The organism is Nocardioides soli, assembly GCF_014191495.1.
Lineage (GTDB): Bacteria > Actinomycetota > Actinomycetes > Propionibacteriales > Nocardioidaceae > Nocardioides > Nocardioides soli.
This window is the reverse complement of sequence record NZ_JACHWR010000005.1, coordinates 232876-251286: the sequence shown is the minus strand read 5'-3', so window position 1 is coordinate 251286 and position 18411 is coordinate 232876. Positions and strand designations below refer to the sequence as shown.

The 18411-nt window shown below is 73.9% G+C and carries 15 protein-coding genes; 4 read left to right on the top strand and 11 right to left on the bottom strand.

What is annotated here, in order from left to right:
* Positions 1–107 precede the first annotated feature (107 nt).
* Together FHU40_RS25360 and FHU40_RS25355 are read left to right on the top strand one after the other, a co-directional pair.
* Positions 108–1889 (top strand): sensor histidine kinase, encoded by a 1782-nt coding sequence (locus tag FHU40_RS25360; protein ID WP_183595284.1) that lies wholly within the window; start codon positions 108–110, stop codon positions 1887–1889.
* Positions 1890–1921: 32 nt separating this feature from the next.
* Positions 1922–3709, top strand: a complete 1788-nt coding sequence (locus FHU40_RS25355) for a GAF domain-containing sensor histidine kinase (protein ID WP_183595283.1) — start codon at positions 1922–1924, stop codon at positions 3707–3709.
* Here the strand turns inward: FHU40_RS25355 and FHU40_RS25350 are convergent.
* The 3 genes from FHU40_RS25350 to FHU40_RS25340 all read right to left on the bottom strand — a co-directional run bounded on the left by FHU40_RS25350 (position 3690) and on the right by FHU40_RS25340 (position 6073).
* Positions 3690–5027 (bottom strand): dipeptidase, encoded by a 1338-nt coding sequence (locus FHU40_RS25350; protein ID WP_183595282.1) that lies wholly within the window; start codon positions 5025–5027, stop codon positions 3690–3692. The genes FHU40_RS25355 and FHU40_RS25350 overlap by 20 nt on opposite strands.
* A 96-nt stretch (positions 5028–5123) precedes the next feature.
* On the bottom strand, positions 5124–5483 hold the full coding sequence (locus FHU40_RS25345) for a sterol carrier family protein (RefSeq protein WP_183595281.1): 360 nt from the start codon (positions 5481–5483) through the stop codon (positions 5124–5126).
* A complete protein-coding gene (locus tag FHU40_RS25340) occupies positions 5483–6073 on the bottom strand; it encodes a helix-turn-helix domain-containing protein (protein WP_183595280.1) in 591 nt (196 codons plus the stop codon). Before FHU40_RS25340 ends, FHU40_RS25345 begins: the two co-directional genes overlap by 1 nt.
* A 69-nt stretch (positions 6074–6142) precedes the next feature.
* Between FHU40_RS25340 and FHU40_RS25335 the strand changes: the two genes are divergently transcribed.
* A complete protein-coding gene (locus tag FHU40_RS25335) occupies positions 6143–7456 on the top strand; it encodes an MFS transporter (RefSeq protein WP_183595279.1) in 1314 nt (437 codons plus the stop codon).
* 142 nt (positions 7457–7598) lie between these two features.
* Here FHU40_RS25335 and FHU40_RS25330 read toward each other — a convergent pair whose 3' ends face one another.
* The gene (locus FHU40_RS25330) at positions 7599–8597 is read right to left on the bottom strand and encodes a helix-turn-helix transcriptional regulator (RefSeq protein ID WP_221200278.1); all 999 of its coding nucleotides are present in this window, start codon (positions 8595–8597) and stop codon (positions 7599–7601) included.
* A 118-nt stretch (positions 8598–8715) separates the two neighbouring features.
* Positions 8716–9129, bottom strand: coding sequence for a DUF6916 family protein (locus tag FHU40_RS25325; protein WP_183595278.1), 414 nt, complete (start codon positions 9127–9129; stop codon positions 8716–8718).
* Positions 9130–9168: 39 nt separating this feature from the next.
* On the opposite strand from FHU40_RS25325, the gene FHU40_RS25320 reads away from it, so the two are divergent.
* Complete coding sequence (locus FHU40_RS25320) at positions 9169–9480, top strand: DUF6916 family protein (RefSeq protein WP_183595277.1); 312 nt, start codon at positions 9169–9171, stop codon at positions 9478–9480.
* Positions 9481–9494: 14 nt separating this feature from the next.
* Here FHU40_RS25320 and FHU40_RS25315 read toward each other — a convergent pair whose 3' ends face one another.
* The 6 genes from FHU40_RS25315 to FHU40_RS25290 form a co-directional block, all read right to left on the bottom strand.
* Positions 9495–9983: a GNAT family N-acetyltransferase gene (locus FHU40_RS25315; protein ID WP_183595276.1), complete on the bottom strand. Its 489-nt coding sequence runs from the start codon at positions 9981–9983 to the stop codon at positions 9495–9497.
* Positions 9984–9985: 2 nt separating this feature from the next.
* A complete protein-coding gene (locus FHU40_RS25310; protein WP_183595275.1) occupies positions 9986–10507 on the bottom strand; it encodes a phage tail protein in 522 nt (173 codons plus the stop codon).
* 8 nt (positions 10508–10515) lie between these two features.
* Positions 10516–11022 carry a phage tail protein gene (locus FHU40_RS25305; protein ID WP_183595274.1) on the bottom strand — a complete coding sequence of 169 codons (507 nt, stop codon included), beginning with the start codon at positions 11020–11022 and terminating at the stop codon, positions 10516–10518.
* Positions 11023–11031: 9 nt separating this feature from the next.
* A complete protein-coding gene (locus tag FHU40_RS25300; protein WP_183595273.1) occupies positions 11032–11532 on the bottom strand; it encodes a phage tail protein in 501 nt (166 codons plus the stop codon).
* 20 nt (positions 11533–11552) lie between these two features.
* Positions 11553–17549, bottom strand: a complete 5997-nt coding sequence (locus FHU40_RS25295; protein ID WP_183595272.1) for an Ig-like domain-containing protein — start codon at positions 17547–17549, stop codon at positions 11553–11555.
* Positions 17550–17742: 193 nt separating this feature from the next.
* On the bottom strand, positions 17743–18378 hold the full coding sequence (locus tag FHU40_RS25290) for an SAM-dependent methyltransferase (RefSeq protein ID WP_183595271.1): 636 nt from the start codon (positions 18376–18378) through the stop codon (positions 17743–17745).
* Positions 18379–18411: the final 33 nt, after the last annotated feature.

Below are 18411 nucleotides of genomic sequence, written 5' to 3'. Positions count from 1 at the left end.
GGGCGGACTCGCCGCGCCACCCAGTCGAGGCGACCTCGCCGGTCCGGCCGTCTCGCCGCGAGCCGACCTCTACCATGAGGCGGGAACCCCGGAGAAGACGAGGACCGATGCCTCGGGACACCCCCGCAGCACCCCGCGAACGGCGTCCGCGACTGGCGGACGCCGCGTCGCGCGATGCCCTGCAGCTCATCGCGGAGGGGGTCACCGAGCTGGCGGGATTCGGCATCGCCGCGATCAGCGTGGTCCGCGAGGACGGCATGCTCGAGTCGGTCGCGATCGCCGGCAACGAGCAGGCGCGGGCCGAGCTCGAGGGCACCCGCAGCCCCGTCGCCCGGATGCTGGAGGAGCTCACGAAGGCCGACGACTGGGGGCTGCTCAGGTTCGTGCCCCACGAGCGCCTCGACCCCTCCGCCGGCCAGACCTGGGGCTGGGTGCCCGACATCGAGCCGATCGACCACCCCGACGCCTGGCACCCGCTCGACCTGCTGCTCGCGCCGTTGTACGACGACGCGGGGGTGCTCCGCGGCAGCCTCGCGATGGACCTGCCGGTGACCGGGCGGCGCCCCGACGAGGCGCAGCGCGCGGTGCTCAACAAGTACGCCGAGCAGGCCGGCCGCGCCGTGGTCGTCGCGCTGGAGCGGGAGGAGCTCGCCGAGCAGGTCCGGATGGCGCAGGCCGCGCGCCGGATCGTCCGCCGGGCCACCGCCCAGCTCAGCCTGGAGCGGATCTTCGCCGACAGCCGCGAGGCGCTCGTGGAGGGCTTCCGCGCAGCGGGGATGTGGATCCAGACGTTCAGCCAGCGCGACGACGGGCTGGGCCACATCTACTCCACCGACGGCTCCGAGATCGTCCTCACCCGAGAGCTGCGCGAGATCGCCGAGGCCGCCGCGCACGAGGCCTGGCGGCTGCAGCAGACGTCGATCATCGCGCCCGGGCGCGAGTTCGGCCCACCGCTCGACGAGACCCAGGGCCGGCTCGTCGTCGACTTCATGCGCCGGATCGACGTGGGCTCGCTGCTCTTCGTGCCGCTCGGCGCCGGCCCCGAGTGCGTCGGCAACCTCGTGCTGACCCGCCTCCCCGGCGCCCCCGAGTGGACGGAGTCGGAGGCGACCACCGCGCTCGACATCGGCCACGACCTCGGCCGCGCGATCCTCAACGCCCGCACCTTCGAGCGCGAGCACCGCCTCGTCGAGGAGTTCCGGGCGCTCGACACCTACAAGGGCCAGCTGATCGCGACCGTCGCCCACGAGCTGAAGAACCCGCTCTCGTCGGTGCTCGGCTACCTGGAGATGCTCGAGTCGTCGCCGGACCTCTCCGGTACGGCGAAGGGGTCGCTCGCCGCGATGGAGCGGGGCGCCCAGCGGATGGTCAAGGTCATCGACGACCTGCTGCTGCTCTCGAAGGTCGGCGACCCCGACAACCCCGTCATCGCCCGCCCGGTCGACCTGCGCGACGTCGTCGACGACGTGGTGGACCTGGTCGGCCTCGCCGCCGATCAGAAGCGGATCGACCTGCGCGTCGAGCTGCCGGACCACCCGGTGGTCGCCCTCGGCGACGCCGACGAGCTCGACCGGGTGACCGCCAACCTGCTCAGCAACGCCGTCAAGTACACCCCCGAGGGGGGCAGCGTCACGGTGCGCCTCGAGCACGTCGGGGCGGAGGTCGTGCTGACCTGCGCCGACGAGGGCATCGGCATCTCGGCGGCGGACCGGGAGCGCCTCGGCACCGAGTTCTTCCGCTCCTCCAACCCGCTCGCGATCTCCCAGCCGGGCACCGGCCTCGGTCTCGCCATCGTGCGGCGGATCGTCGACCGCCACGACGGCCGCCTGGAGATCGAGTCGGAGCTCGGCCACGGCAGCACCTTCCGGGTGCACCTGCCGGCGGCCTGACGGGACCGATCGATGACCGACTCGACGGACTCATGACGGACATCGCCGGAGACGAGCGGCCGGTCCGCGGCTCCCGCTGGTCCGACGACCGGTCCAAGGAGGCGCTGCAGTCGATCATCGAGGCGATCGCCGAGGTCGCCGGCTTCGACGTGGTGGGCGTGAGCGCGGTCCGCGACGACGGCTACCTCCAGCTGCTGTGCGTGGTCGGGCCGCAGGAGGCGCGCGACGCCCTGCTCGACACCCTGGCCCCGGTCGAGCCGCTGCTCGAGGCGATGCGCAACGGCGAGGACTGGGGTCGGCTCACGTTCGTGCGCCACGACCGGCACGGGCTCGACATCGACAAGTGGGGCTGGACCTCCGACGGGCCCCGCGACGTACCCGACGACGCGTGGCACCCCGAGGACCTGCTGGTCGCGCCGCTGTACGACGACGGCGGCCGGCTGCTCGCGGTCCTCGGCTTCGACGTGCCCCGCGACGGCCTGATCCCCGACGAGGGGAAGCGCGCGCTGCTCGACGTCTACGCCCGCCAGGCCGGCGGGGCGGTGGCCGCGACGCTGGAGCGCGAGCGGATGGCGGAGCGGGTGCGGCTGGCGGCGGCCGCGGCCGACATCGTGCGCCGCGCCTCGGCGTCGATGTCCGCCGCCCGGGCGCTGACCGAGAGCGCGACCGCGATCGTCGACGGCTTCCGGGTCCAGGCGCTGTGGACCCAGCTGGTCGGCGAGCAGCCGCGGGCCGTCCACGACCACGACCCGGTGATCCCGCCGTCCACGACCGTCGCGCTCCTCGAGCAGTACGCCGAGGCGCTCTGGGACCGCCAGGACGTGGGCGTGTTCGCCCCCGACCGGCAGTCGCCGGAGCCGCTCGGCGCGGGGGCGTACGCCGAGGTGATGGCGTTCCTCTCCACCACCTCGGCGGGCTCCCTGCTGCTGGCCCCGCTCGGCTCCGGCGGGGAGTGCCTCGGCTGGATCGGCATGACTCGCGGCCGGAGCGGCGCGGAGTGGAGCGAGGTCGAGGCCGCGATGGCGCTGGACATCGGCCGCGACCTCGGCCGAGCGCTCGCGAGCGCTCGGATGTTCGAGCGGGAGCACCAGCTGGTCGGGGAGCTCCAGGAGCTCGCCGAGTACAAGAGCCACCTGGTCGCCACGGTCTCCCACGAGCTGCGCACGCCGCTGACCAGCATCGTCGGCTACCTGGAGATCCTCGCGGAGGACCCGAACCTCTCCGACCTCTCGCACACGGCCATCGCCGCGATCCGACGCGGCAGCACCCGCCTCTCACGGGTCGTCGAGGAGCTGCTGGTGCTGCACCGCACCGCGGACGCCACCGGCCTCGACGGAGCCGGGCCGGTCGACCTCACCCCCGTCGTCGCCGACATCGTCGAGCTCAACACCGGGCCGGCCCAGGCCCGGGGCATCACCATGACGACCACGCTGCCGGGCGGCCCCGCCCCGGTGCTCGGGATCGCCCACGAGCTCGAGCACGTCGTCGCCAACCTCGTCGGCAACGCGGTGAAGTACACGCGCGGCGGCGGCCACGTCGACGTACGCCTCGAGGCCGACGACGGCGAGGTCGTGCTCACCTGCACCGACGACGGCATCGGCATCTCCGCCGCCGACCAGCAGCACGTGTTCGAGGAGTTCTACCGGTCCGCGGACCCCGAGGCGGCGCAGCAGTCGGGCACCGGCCTCGGGCTCGCGATCGTGCGCCGGCTCGCCGCGCGGCACGGCGGCCGGGTCGACCTCGAGTCGGCGCTCGGGACGGGCAGCACCTTCCGGGTGCGGCTGCCTGCCGCGGCCGGCGTCAGCGCGCCAGGTTCCTGAGCAGCAGCGCCTCGGCGAGCACCACCCGCTCGAACTCCGCGAGGTGCAGACCCTCGTTGGCGCCGTGGGCACGGGTGTCGGGGTCCTCCACTCCGGTGACGAGCACGCTCGCCTCCGGGAACGCCTCGAGGAACTCCGCGATGAACGGGATCGATCCGCCCACGCCCATGTCGACGGGCGCGGTGCCGTCCCAGGCCTCGGTGAACGCCGCGCGCGCCGCGTCGTACGCCGGGCCGTCGGCCGGCAGCGCGATCGGCTCGCCGGTGTCGACGACGGTCGTGCCCAGCGACGCGCCCCACGGCACGTGCGCGCGCAGGTGCGCCTCGAGCCGCGCGACGGCGTTCTCGGCGGTGTCGCCGGGCGCGATCCGGATCGTCACCCGGGCGCGCGCGACCGGGCTGAGCGTGTTGGAGGCGCCCGCGACCTTCGGGGCGTCGAAGCCGGTGACCGTGATCGCCGGCTGCGTCCAGAGTCGCTCGACCGCCGGTCCCTGGCCGACCCAGGAGAGTCCGTCGATGGCGCCGGACTCGGCGCGCAGCCGGTCCTCCGGGTACTCGACCGGGGCGGCCGGGCCGCTGACGAGCCCGGCGACCGCGGGGGCGCCGTCCTCGGTCCAGAGCGAGTTCAGCAGGCGGATCAGCGCCATGATCGCGTCGGGCGCGAGGCCGCCCCACATGCCGGAGTGGACCGCGTGGGTGAGCGTGCGCAGCTCCACGTCGACCCGGATCAGGCCACGCAGGCTGGTGGTCAGCGCGGGCACGCCGATGTCCCAGTTGCCGGAGTCGGCGATCACGATGACGTCGGCCTTCAGCCGGTCCTGGTACTGCTCGAGCAGCTGCGGGAGCGTCGCGCTCGCGACCTCCTCCTCGCCCTCGATGAAGAGCCGGACCGTCACGGGCAGGTCGTCGCCGAGCGCACGCAGCGCGCCGACGTGCGCCATGATCCCGGCCTTGTCGTCGGCCGCGCCGCGGCCGTAGAGGCGGCCGTCGCGCTCGGTCGGCTCCCAGGGCGCGGAGTCCCAGTCGGCGTGGTCGTTCTCGGGCTGCACGTCGTGGTGGGCGTAGAGCAGCACGGTCGGCGCGCCCTCCGGCCCCTTCTTCTCGCCGACGACGGCGGGCGGCGCGCCCTCGAAGGCGCGCACGATCTCGACGTCGACCCCCTCGGCCGCGAACAGCTCGGCGGTCCGCTGCGCGCTCCGCTCGACCTCCCCGAGCCGCTCCGGGTCCGCGCTGACCGACTGGATCCGCACCAGGTCCTCGAGGTCCGTCCGGACGCTCGGGAGGATGGCCTGGACCTTGCCGCGGATGTCGTCGCTCATGTGCCCGACCCTAGATCGTCGGGATAGTCCGTCACGAAATGGCTGCCGTCACCGCCCTGGGGCAACCAGAACGTGACGGACTATCCGACCGGCGGGCTATCCGAGCGGCAGGTACGGCGTCAGGTCGGCACGCTCGCCCGAGGCGACGACCCGGCCGGCGGACTCGGCGTCCGACCAGGCGAGCTCGCCGGTGGCCAGGGCGATCCAGGTGCCCGCGTCGGTCTCGACCACGGCAGGCGGGGTGCCGCGGGTGTGCCGGACACCGGGGATCACCTGCACCGCGGCGTACGGCGGCACCCGGACCTCGACGGAGTGTCCGGGCGCGCGCTGCTCGAGCACGGCGAGGAAGTGCTTGGTCAGCAGGCGGAGGTCGGCCCGGTCGGGCGCACCGGCCTGGACGCGGGCCAGCGCGGCGGCGACCTCGGCGGGGTCGGCCGGCCGGAGGCGAGGGGGCATCAGGCGTCCCCCTCCGCGTGGACCTGCGGGTGCGGCTGGAGTACCGAGAACCAGAGGTATGTCGCCCGCTCGTCGGCACGACCGCGGTGGCGGTCGGCCCAGCCGGCCACCACCTCGTCGATCTCCTGCGCGAGCTGCTCGGCCTCCTCGCGGGTGAGCCGCAGGGCCTGCTCGTTGACGGTCCGGAAGGCGTCCGGGCTCCGGTTCGCGTCGTCGTACGCCGCGTCGACGACGGCGCGTCCCCACGCGGCGGCGTTCTGCCGGAAGACCGCGGAGGCGGCCCGGCCGCCCGGCTGCTGCTCGAGCTCGTCGATCTTCACCATCAGGCCGTGCTCGGAGGTCAGCCGCCAGACCCGGTCGCGCCGGTCGCGGGCGGCGTCGGGGTCGTCCTCGACGAGGCCGTACTTCGCGAGCTGGCGCAGGTGGAAGCTCGCCTGGTTGGCGGGGATGTCCAGCTCCCGCGCCAGATCGGCCGCCCGCATCGACCCGCTCGCGGACAGCTCGGCCAGGATCCGATTGCGCAGCGGGTGCGCGATCGCGCGCAAGATCTTCGGGTCGTGGACCTGCTGCCCGCGGGACTGGAACGGCATGTCGCCAGTCTAGCCAGAGTTTCGCACGAACTATTGCGCAATATTACTTGCGCAAGTTATGTTGCGGATATGAGCAGCTACCGGACCCTCGCTCGCAACCACGACTTCACCGTGCTCTGGGTCGGCCAGACGATCAGCGAGCTGGGCAGCCGGATCAGCACGTTCGTCTTCCCGCTGATCACCTACGCCCTCACCGGCTCGGCACTCGCGGCGGCCGCCGCCGAGGCGCTCTACCTGCTCGGCCTGGCCGGCACGCTGCTGCCGGCGGGGGTGCTCGCCGACCGGGTCCACCGGCGCCGCGTGATGCGCACGGCGAGCGGCACGGGCGTGCTGCTCTACGCCTCGCTCGTAGCCGCCGGCCTGGCCGGCGCGCTGACCGTGCCCCACGTGCTGGTCGTCGCGCTCCTCACCGGGGCCGCGGCCGGCCTCTTCGGGCCGGCGGAGATCTCGGCCGTGCGCGCGATCGTGGACACCGAGGACCTGCCCACCGCGCTCTCGCAGAACCAGGCCCGCCAGCACATCGCGGCGCTGGTCGGCGCCCCGCTCGGCGGCGTGCTGTACGCCGTGACGCGGTGGCTGCCGTTCGCGGTCAACACCGTCACGTTCGCCGTGTCGTGGGTGCTGCTCGGCCGGATCCGCGCCGACCTGTCCGCCCCTGCGCGGCCCGCCGGCACGCCGGGCCGGCCGACGCTGCGCCGGAACCTCGCCGAGGGCTTCACGTTCATCCGGGCGCGGCCGCTCTTCCGGGTGCTGACGGTGTGGTCGGCGCTGACCAACCTGGCCGTCAACGCGCTCTTCTTCGCCGCGGTGCTGCGCCTGATCGAGGGCGGCGTCCCCGCCTTCCAGATCGGTCTCGTCGAGACCGCCGCCGGCGTCGCCGGCATCCTCGGCGCGATCGTCGCGCCGTGGCTCATCGACCGGCTGCCGACCGGCCGCCTGACCGTCGCGATCGCGTGGAGCTTCGTGCCCCTCGTCGTACCGATGGCGCTCTGGAACAGCCCGGCGGTCGTCGCCGCGGCCCTCGCGCTCGGCCTCTTCCTCAACCCCGCGGGCAATGCCGGCATCGGCTCCTACCGGATCGCCGTGACGCCGGTCGAGCTCCAGGGCCGCGTGCAGTCGACCATGCAGTTCGTGTCGATGTCGGCGATGCCGCTCGCGCCCTTCATCGCGGGCGCACTGCTCACGGGCCTCGGCGGCGGCCCCGCGATCGCCGTGCTCGGCGGCCTCACCGCCCTGGTCGCGCTGATCCCGACGCTGTCGACGAGCGTGCGCGCGGTGCCGCGGCCCGCCGCCTGGGAGCGGTACCTGCCGGTGGCCGCCGGCGACCTGCGGCCCGACCCGAACGCGAGTGCCATCGGCACCCCGAGCAGCACGGTGGCATAGCCGTAGAGCTACGAAGACCGCAGTGGCCGGCACCATCCCGTCGGGGCCGGTCGGGTGCGCCTGGGGTCACAGGTTCACCATGGAATGAGGGCGAAACCGCGCATCCCCGGCTGAGCTCGCCCGGGTGAGCGCGGGTCGGCCTTCATCCCTTGATGGACCCACGCCCCGACCCGCCACCCCGAGGGACCGCCCGGGCAAATCGCTCCCCGACCCGGGCCACCGCGTCCACGAGCTCGGCCGGGCCCTCGACGGTGAACTCGCTGTCGAGATGGGCCAGCACCATCAGCGGCCAGTCCAGGCTGTCGCTGGGCATGTGCATCACGCAGCCGGCCCCGGCCGGCTCGACGGTGGCCCACCGGCCGACGTACGCCGCGACCGTGTCGGCATCGGCGGCGAACCGGACCCGCACGTCGTAGCGCTGCGGCGCCGAGCGGATCCCCGCCTGCACGAACGACGCGGCGTCGGCGGCGGGCAGCTCCCGCGGGCGGAAGCGGTGCCCGGTGGTGGTGGCGTCGCGCATCCGGTCGACCCGGAACGAGCGCCAGTCCTGGCGGTCGCGGTCGTAGCCGACGAGGTACCAGCGGCGGCCGAGCGACACCAGCCGGTGCGGCTCGACCCGCCGCTGCGTCGGCTCGGCCGCGCGCCCGTCGCGGGGACGCGCGGTGTAGACGAAGCCGACCGGCTCGTCGTCGCGGCAGGCCTGGGCGAGCACGCTCAGCACAGTGGCGTCGACCACCGGTCCCCCGCCCCACGGGACCCCGTCGGTCTGGGAGCGCAGCGCCTCCATCCGCCGGCGCAGCCGCGGCGGCATCAACGCGATCACCTTGGCCAGCGCCTGCACGGCGGTCTCCTCCAGCCCGGCGACCGCCCCGGAGGCGGCGGTGTGCAGGCCCACCGCGATCGCGATCGCCTCCTCGTCCTCGAGCAGCAGCGGCGGCAGCGTGCTGCCCGCCCGCAGCTGGTAGCCGCCGCTGACCCCGCGCACGGCGTCGACGTCGTACCCGAGCTCGCGGATCCGGTCGATGTCGCGGCGCAGGGTGCGCGGGCTCACCTCCAGGCGGTCCGCGAGCTCGCCGCCGGGCCAGTACCGGTGGGTCTGGAGGAGCGAGAGCAGCCGCAGCATCCGGGCACTGGTGTTCATGTCGCCAGGCTAGGCCGCGATTGAGGACGGGAACTGGCCTCTTTCGTGGGCCGGCGGCGGTGGGACGTCATCCGGACGGAGCACCCGCTTGCACCGTCCGGATGACGTCCCGCCGCGGTCAGCGCCGGCGCCGCCTCCGCGGGGCGCTGTTGATCACGGCCTCGCAGAGCCGGCCGCTGGCTCCGAGCGGGACGACGAACAGCGCGGTCGGCACGAAGCCCGCGCGCTGCAGGGTGTAGGTGCCACCGTCGGCCGGCAGCCGCCGGGCGGTGCGGAAGAGCAGGCTGAACTGCTCCTGGTCGCCGGCCGTGCCGTCGGGCAGGTTGCGCACCTTGACCAGCTTGGCCCGGTAGGTGACGGCGCCGTCGCTGAGCCGGAAGCGCCGGCCGCGGCGGCGCTTGAACCGGCCCCGGCGGTACAGCCGCTCGCCGGTCCGGCCGGCGGCGAAGGCCTGCACGGGATCGATCAGGGGCTGCACGAGCGCGACCAGGGCGGTCGAGCCGAGCAGGACGCGGCGGGTCAGGGGCGGCACGGGTGCTCCTCTCGTCGGGCGGGGGCATAGCATCGGCGGGTGTCCGGACCGCAGTGGCTCACGCACGATCTCTTCGCTCCGCACGTGGGCGACTCCTTCGATGTCGCGCTCGCCGACCGCGACGCCCGTCTGGAGCTCAGCGAGACGTGGGAGAGCCAGGAGGCCGGCGGACCCGGGCCGGACGGCCGGTCGCGGCAGCAGTTCTCGCTGTTCTTCTCCGGCCCGGCCGACGTTGTGCTCCCGCAGGGCACCTACGCCCTGCGGCACGCCGACCTCGGCGACCTCGATCTCTTCCTGGTGCCGCTCGGGCCCCGGGACGGCGGGCTGCGCTACGAGGCCGCGTTCGCCTAAGCCCAGGTGCGTCATCACGACCGCCACTCCATCCGGCGGTAGACGCCCACCTCGGCCACGGCCGCGAACCCCAGGCGCTCGTAGAGGGTGGCCGCCGGGTTGTGGACCTCGACGTGGATGCTCGCGGTCCGACCGGAGGCCGCCGCCTCGTCGAGCACCTCCCGCACCAGGTGGGTCCCGATGCCGCGGCCGCAGTACTCGGGGAGCAGCGCGATGTCGACGATCCGGATGTCGGTGGCGCGGCGGTCGACGTACAGCCGGCCGGCCGGGCGCTCCTCGACCTCGACCACGTCGAACGTGCCGTGCGGGTTGTGCTGGCGGTACTGCCGGTCCTGGAGGTCGAACTGCATGCGCACGAACGCGTCGCGCTGCCCCGGCGGCCACGCGACCCGGTCGAGCTCCTCGGCCCGCACCGAGCCGTAGAGCCGGACCAGGAACTCGCGGTCTCCCTCGGTGGCGGGCCGCAGTCGGATCCGGCGCGCGGTGGCGACGTCGTCGGTCATCGTCATGTCCGTGGCGGGAAGACGCCCTGCAGGGCGATGTTGAAGTAGCAGGTGAGGTAGGGCTGCATGTTGTTGTGCGGCTGGTCGCCGCCGGCGACCGACAGCGTGTCCGGGTCCAGCTCGGTGTCGGCGTTCTGCTGATAGAGGCGCCCTCCCGACGAGGTCGCATAGGACGCGCTCGGGGTCGGCTCGTTGGTATCGGCGGCATCCGCGGTGCTGGCCCGGAGGGAGTGGGAGTGCGCCGGCATCTCGCTCTCGAGCAGGGTCACCGTCTCGCTGCCGCCGGCCTCGCCGAGCATCCGGTCGCTGAGGCCCGGGCCCTGACCGGGCTGCATCGGCGCCCGGCCCTGCAGGTCGGGGAGCGCGAAGTTGGACTTGCCGTTGCCGCCGTAGGTCGTGCCGAGCAGCGAGAACAGCGCCGTGTTCTGCGACAGCGGCAGCAGCTGACCGTCGCACCATGCCCATCCCTTGGGGGCGAAGTTGAAGGGGAAGATCCGGATCTCGGCGACGAACGGGTCGGCCATGACTCTCCTCAGGTCGGGGACGGGAAGATCCCGTAGAGCGAGATGATGAAGCTGACGCACAGGTAGGGCTGCAGGTTGGTGTGCGGTTGACTGCCGCCGGTGGCCACGGCCGCGGCGCCGGCGAAGGACACGTCCGGAGCCTCGTTGAGGTACGGCGTCACGTTGGCCGACGGCGCCGGCAGGGCTCCGGCCGGGCTGGTCAGGGTGCCGGAGCGGTCGCCGACGGCCAGCCAGGCGTGGCTGTGGTTCGGGATCTGGGTGATCGTCAGGGTCACCTCTTCGGCGCCCCCCGTCTCGGCCAGGTGGTAGCCGTTGCCCTGGTGGATCGGGATCCGTCCCTGGAGATCCGGCAGGGCGAACGTCGACTCGCCGTCGCCGCCGTAGGTCGTGCCGAGGAGCTGGAACAGGGTCTCGTACTCGGAGATCGGCAGCAGCTGGCCCTGGCAGAACTGCCACCCGGCCGGCGCGAAGTTGCCGGCGAACATGCGGATCTCGCCGACGTACGGTTGTGCCACGAGTCCTCCTCAGGTCGGGGACGGGAAGATGCCCTGCAGCGCGATGCAGAAGCTGATGGTCAGGAACGGCTGCAGGTTGAGGTGCGCCTGGCTGCCACCGACCGCGGTCACGGTGTCGGGGCGCAGCGTCGTGCTCGGCGGGCCCGCGGCGTACGCGTTGTTGGCCCGGCCCAGGTAGCGCCCGTCGGGAGCGGTCGCGCCGGGCACCGCGTGGTTCGAGGCCCGGACCCGGTGGGTGTGGGCGGGGAGCTCGCCCATCGAGAGGGTGTGGCCGACCTCGCCGCCCCGCTCACCCAGGGTGTGCCCGGCGCCGACGTGGATCGGGGTGCGTCCCCGGTAGTCGGGCAGCGCGAAGTTCGTCCGCCCGTCGCCCCCGAAGGTCGTGCCGAGCAGCGAGAACAGTGCCTGGTTCTGGTTGATCGGGAGCAACTGGCCGTTGCACAGCGCCCACCCCTTCGGGGCGAACTCGAACGACATCAGCCGGATCTCGGCGAGGAAGGGCTCTGCCATGGAAGTGTGCTGTCCTCTCGTCAGGCCGGTGGCTGCGCGCAGGTCACGCCGCCGACGACGCCGCCACCGGGCGGGCTGCTGATGTCGACCTGGACGGCGTTGCTGCCCATGTTGTTGGCGTTCACGAAGGCCGAGGCCGCGGTCGGGTCGGCCGACGCACCCGCGTAGCCGGGCAGTCGGAGCGTCGTCGAGTAGCGCTGGCGGAGCCGGATGTCCGTGGTCGCGCCGCCGGTGCTCACCGTGTTGCCGGTGATCGCGGCGCAGCCGCTGAAGGTGGCCCCGGCCACGGTGCCCAGGTTGAGGTGGATGCCGTACGCCGACGGGTTGCCCAGGTCGTACTGGGTGATGTTGTTGTCGGCGATGCTCGCGTCGATCGCACCGCCGGTCGCGATGCCGCCACCGCCGGCCAGGATCTCGATGCCGCTCGCGCCGTACTGCCGGATCTGGTTGGAGCGCACCGCCCAGGTGCTCGACCCCTCGCCCAGCGACTGGATCTTGACCCCGCTGCCGGCCAGGGAGCCCGAGCCGACGCCGCCGGCGACACCCACCGTGTTGCTCTGGAAGGTCCCGGTCTGGACGGAGGGACCCAGCCCCTTCACCGCGGTGAAGGCGTTGCCCACGGCGCCCCGGAAGCTGTTGCCGGTGACTGTCGCGCTCATGACGCCGCTGCCGCCGCTCTGGGTCAGGGTGACGCCGCCGCCCGCCTCGGCGATCGCCGGGTGACCGTTGCTGAAGGTGTTGCCGGTGAGCACCAGGTCGGCCGGTCCGGTGCCGCTGTGGTCGAGCTGCAGCAGATCGCCCGCGGCGCTGAAGAAGGAGCTGTTCTTGACGGTGACCTTCATGCCGGCGGTGCCGGAGGTCTGCAGCAGCACCGCGTCGTTGGTCGGCGTGGCACCCGAGAGACCGAGCTCAACCTGGTCGAGTACCAGCCGGTCGAGGGTCCCGGTGCCGTTGCTGACCCGCAGGTTGTTGCCGGCCCCGCCCTGGATGAGCGTCCGGGTGATCGACGCCGACCCCGTCAGTCCGTCGAAGAAGATCGCGGAGTCGTAGTAGGGACCGGCCGGGGTGGTGCCGTTGGCACCGTCGACCACGCTGTCGGCCATCGTGAAGCCGACCACCCCGGTCCCCCGGATCGCGTAGTTGGCGTGGCCGTGGAGCCACATCCTGGTCAGCGACGGGGCGCGGGTCCGGTTGAGCACGATGCCGGTGCCGGTGGGGGTGGCGCCCGTGTCGTCTCCTCCGGCGGCGTCGGCGATCTCGCCGCCCGAGCACGTCGCACGGGTCGAGGTGGTGCAGCTGCCGCCGTCGCCGGTCACGGTGAGCGAGCCGGCGCCGGCCGTGGTGCCGGTGTCGTCGAGCCGGATCCCGACGGGGGCGCCGGTGGCCGAGATGCTCTGGAAGGTCACGCCTGCGGTGGCGATGGCGGTGCCGGACACGTCCAGCGCGGTGCCGGTCGTCGTGGCGATGCGGTTGCCGCTGCCGGTGACGGCGATCGAGCCGCCATCTACGGCGCGCAGCCCCGCACCGCTGGTCGCGCGGATGACGAGCCCGCCACCGGTGAACGAGAGGGTGTGTCCGCTGCTGGCCTGCATCGTGACCGCAGGCTCGGCACCGGTGTCGAGCTGCTTGGCGGCGCCGGAGAACGTCGTCGAGCCGCCGGTGTTGCCGGAGACCGCGATGCCGCCGCCGGCGTCGGCAGCGTCGGTGACGGAGCCGCTGAAGGTCACGGCGCCGCCGCTGCGCCCGGTGATCTCGACCGCTCTGCCGTCGCCGTCGTCGATCGATCCGGCGTACGTGACGTCGCCCGAGCCGCCGTCGAGGTCGAACGCGACCCCGGCCGCTCCGCTGACGGCGCTGGTGGCCGCGGCGCTGAAGACACCGGTGCCGAGTCCGGAGAGGCCGATCCCGGCGGTGGCGCTGCCGGTCGAGCGGACCCGGTCGAAGTGCAGCACCGCGCCGCCGGTGCCGATCACCGCGACCGCGGGCCCACCGGTCGCGTCCACGTCGGCGGTGGCGGCGGCGGGCACCTGCACGGTGCCCGCGTTGCTGAGCGCGAAGGCGGCTGCCGCTCCTCCGGTGGTGGTCAGGTCGAGGCCGGCGAAGGTCGTCGTACCGGTCGCGTTCGTCATCGTGACGGCACCCGAGGATGAGCCGGTGACCGTGATCGCGTCGAAGACCGACCCGCTCCCGAGTGCGGTGCCACTCACCTCCAGGGCCTTGGCGCCCTTCGTGACCAGCCGGATCGTGCCGGCGTCGGCGAACGTCACCGTGCCGGCGTTGACCAGCCGGATCCCGACTGCGGTGGCGGGCGGGCTCGTCGCCGCCGAGGTGTCCACGACCAGGTCCGAGACGGCGTACGTGCCGGTGGTGTCGGTGAGTCCGAGCGCGGGCCCCGTGCCGGCGACGCCGGTGTCGATGATCCGGAGGTCGGCGAGCGTGCCGCCGCCGGTGTCGCCGGCGGCACCGGCGACGCCGCCACCGCCCGCTGGGTCGATCTGGAGGCCGCGCACGACGTTGGCGTCGTCGAGCGCGATGACGTCCGCACCGCTGGCGGTCAGCAGCGGCCGCGCCCCGGGCTCGGGCGCGACGAGCGCGACACCCGAGACGGTCAGGCCGGCGGCCTCGCCGAGCAGCCGCTCTCGCGGGTCCATCCGGAAGCCCGTGCCGAGGCCGCTGCTGGTGCCGTCACCGACGTAGACGAAGACGGTGTCGTCGGCCCCGGAGGCCGTCTCGGCCTCGGCGAGGGTGTCGAACGGCGCCGCGGCGGTGCCGTCCCCACCGGCCGGGGCGGTGTTGTCGACGTACCAGACGCAGTCGGCGACCGCGATCTCGACGGTGGCGGTGGTGGTCGCCGGCGGGCTCGCCGCGTCGGAGACCGTGTAGTCGAACGAGTCCGTGCCGGTGCAGCTCGCCGAGCCGGGCGGGTCGTAACGGAAGGTCCCGTCGGCGCGCAGGTCGACCGTGCCGCCCAGGTCGGTGGTGATCGTCGCGGCCGTGATCGCCAGCGGGCCGGGGCCGTCGATGTCGGTGGCGGCCGCCAGCAGGTCGACGGTGACGGCCTTCGCCGGGCTGCCCACCGCGCTGTACGCCGCGGTCGGGGTGTCGACCACCAGCGTGGTGTTGCCGATCGCGGCGCGTGGCCCCGCCAGCGTGACCGTGGGTACGACGGGAGCGTCGTTGACGCAGGTCACCGTGACCTCGACGACGGCGGTGTCCCCGCCGTTCAGCTTGTAGGTGAACTCGTCGGGGTCGGTGCCGGGCGGGTCGTTGCAGTAGTCGGCCTCGGGCGTGTAGGTCAGACCGCTGCCGCCTCCGGTGATCAGCACGGTGCCGTGCGCCGGGCCGCTGACCACCGCGTCGACCCGCTTCGGGCCGCCGTCGATGTCGGTGTCGTTGGCGAGCACGTCGAGCGCCGACGCGGCAGCGTCCTCCTCCACGGTGACCGCGTCGTCGACGGCGACCGGGGCGTCGTCGACGCAGCCGACCGTCACCTCGACGGTGGCGGTCGAGGTGCCCGGCGACAGGGTGTAGGTGAAGCTGTCGGGGCCGCAGTAGTTCACGGCCGGCTCGTAGGTCAGCCCGGTGCCGCCACCCGTGATCACGACCACGCCGTGGTCGGGCTGGGTCACCGCGCCGACCGACATCGGGCCGCCGTCGGAGTCGGTGTCGTTGGCCAGCACGGCCACCGGCGTGGCGGGGGCGTCCTCGGCGACGAGCAGGGTGTCGTCGACCGCCGTCGGCGGGTCGTCGGAGCAGGTGACCGTCACCGCGACGGTGGCGGTCGCACCACCCGGGACGAGCCGGTAGACGAAGGTGTCCGGGGCGGGGCCCGGCCTGGTGTTGCAGTAGCCCTCGGCCGGGCTGTAGGTGCCGGTGCCGTCGTCGTCGAGCAGGAGCGAGCCGTGCGCCGGGCCGCTGACCACCTCCGCGGCGATGGGGCCGCCGTCCACGTCGGTGTCGTTGGCCAGCACGTCCAGCTCGACCGGCGTGTCGACGGTCGTCGTCACGCTGTCGCTCACCGCGACGGGCGGGTCGTCGACACAGGTCACGGTCACGGTGACCGGGACGGTGGTGTTGCCCGGCCAGAGCGTGTAGGTGAAGCTGTCGGAGCCGCAGTAGTCGGCCGCCGGTCGGTAGGAGATCGTGCCCGCGATGAGGTCGAGCTGGCCGTGGCTCGCGCCGGTGGCGCCGGTCGTCGCCATCGGGCCGTCGTCGACGTCGGTGTCGTTGGCGAGCACGGGCACCACGGTCCAGCCGGAGTCCTCCGCGATCTCGAGGGTGTCGGCCACCCCGACGGGCGCGTCGTCGACGCAGGCCACCTCCACCGCTACGGTCGCGGTCGAGCCGCCGGGGGACAGCGTGTAGGTGAAGCTGTCGGGGCCGCACGCGTCGGCGTCCGGCTCGTACGTCGCGTCCGCGCCACCACCGATGATCGCGACGGTGCCCGCCGCCGGCTGGGTCACCGAGTCGATCGACATCGGCCCGCCGTCGACGTCGGTGTCGTTGGCGAGCGGGTCGGCGGCTGTCGCCGGGTCGTCCTCGGTCAGCTCGAGGGTGTCGGCCACGGCGACCGGGGCGTCGTCGACGCAGTCCACGCTCACCGAGACCGTGGCGGTCGGTCCGTCGACGACCGTGTAGGTGAACGTGTCCACCGGCGGGCTGCAGAAGTTCGCCGCCGGCCGGTAGGTGAGTGCGGAGCCGCCGCCGGTGACGACCACGGTGCCGTGGGCGGGCTGGGTGACCGAGTCGATCTCGACCGGGTCGCCGTCCGGGTCGGTGTCGTTGGCGAGGACGTCGATCGTGGTCGCCGGCGCGTCCTCGTCCACCGTCGCGGAGTCGTCGCGGACGACGGTCGGGTCGGGCAGGCACCGGAGGTCGACGTCGACCCGGGCCGAGTCGCTGCCCCCGCGCCCGTCGGAGACCGTGTAGCGGAAGCCGGCCGAGCCGGTGCCGCAGCGGTCGGGCTCGGGGCGGAACACGATCTCGGCAGCGGCGATCTCGACGGTACCGCCGGACGCCTGGTCGACGGCGACCACGGTGAGCGGGTCGCCGTCGGGGTCGGTGTCGTTGGCGGTGGGACCGCCGGTGCCGGTCGTCGGCAGCCGCAGGTCGACGTCCTCGTCGGTGGCGTAGGCGTCGCCGACCGCCGTGGGCGCCCGGTTCTCCGCGACATCGGTCACCTCGACGGTGAGGGACGCCGCGAGGCTCAGCCCACCGCGGTCGGTCGCCTGCACCCGCACCGACAGACGCGGCGCGGCCTCGAAGTCGAAGGGCCGGGCCGTCAGCAGGCGGTCGCCGTCGAGCACGAACGCCGCGTTGTCGTCGGCGCCGGCCCCCGGGACCAGGGTGAACTCGTGCGCGTCGCCGCTGTCGGGGTCGACGGCCTGCAGGCGGCCGACCTCGGTGCCGGCGGGCTGGTTCTCCGCGACCCGGGCGGGCACCAGCCGCAGCTGCGTCGGGGCCCGGTTGCCAGGGGCCGTCTGGCAGCGTCCCTGCACCTGGGCTCCGGAGTCCGCCACCACGACGTCCTCGCCGCGGCCGCAGGAGATCCGGTCACCGGCGCCGTCGTCGCCGCGCGCGATCAGGCGGTCGCTACCCGGTCCGCCGAACAGGCGGTCGACGCCGGGCCCGCCGTCGAGCCGGTCCCGGCCCCGGTAGCCGCGCAGCTCGTCGTCCCCGGCCTCGCCGTACAGCCGGTCGTCGCCGACGTAGCCGCGCAGCACGTCGTCCCCGGCGCCGCCGTACAGCCGGTCGGCGCCGCGGCCGCCCTGGAGGAGGTCGTCGCCGTCGCCGCCGCGCAGCACGTCGTCACCGCCACCACCGCGCAGCACGTCGTCACCGCCGCCGCCGATCAGCACGTCGTCGCCGCCCCAGCCGCAGATGACGTCGCGGCCGGGGCCGCCACGCAGCACGTCGGGACCCGGCGTGCCGTTGATCGTGCAGGCCGTCCGGCCGGCGGCCGGTGCGGCGGTCGCCGGCACCGGCGGCAGCAGCGCCGTCGTCAGTGCGGCGAGCACGCCGATCAGGAGAGGCGAGAACGCCCGGACTCGACGCGCACTCAATTGCTTCACCGCTTCTAGACGCCCCACACACGGGCGACAGAGCCCGCGATCCCCACTGCGAGCGGCATTCTGCCAGTGGCCGCGACCGCGGGACGGATCGAGCCCGGAAGCGCTCGGGTCCGGTCTAGACCGGACCGTCGGAACGACCTCAGCCGACGCGTCGGGCGACCAGCACGGCGTCGGTGACCGCATGGGTCTCCTCGTGCCGGGCCTCGGTGCGCTCGCGAGCCTCGACCCGGATCTCGAACCGGTCCGGGTCGAGTGCCGGGACGAGCTCGTCGGCGCTGAACAGGACACCGGGCACCGACCACCGCAGCCCCGTGTGGCTGTCGTCGGGGTGGTGGCCGACCACGAGCAGGGTGCCCCCGGGAGCGACGGCGTCGGCCATCCGGCGAGTGGCGTCGACCATGCCCTGGTCGAGCAGGTGCAGGAAGTGCGAGGTCACCAGGTCCCACTGCTCGCCGGCGGGCGTCCAGGTGCGCAGGTCGGCCTGCCGCCAGGTGATGCGGTCGGCGACGCCGCGCTCGGCGGCATGCTCGGCGGCCTTCGCGAGCCCGGCGGCGGAGAAGTCGACACCGGTGACCTGCCAGCCCCGCTCGGCGAGCCAGATCGCGTCACCGCCCTCGCCGCAGCCCAGGTCGACGGCCCGCCCGACCGGCAGCTCGCCCGCCTCGGCCACCAGGACGGCGTTCGGCCGGCCGCTCCACGTGCGCTCGGGCCCGGCGTACCGCTCGTCCCAGGACGGCTGCTCGAAGTGCTCGCGGGTGATCTCCTCGTGGCTCATGCCCCCAGTATGGGTCGCGCCGCCCATAGGGCA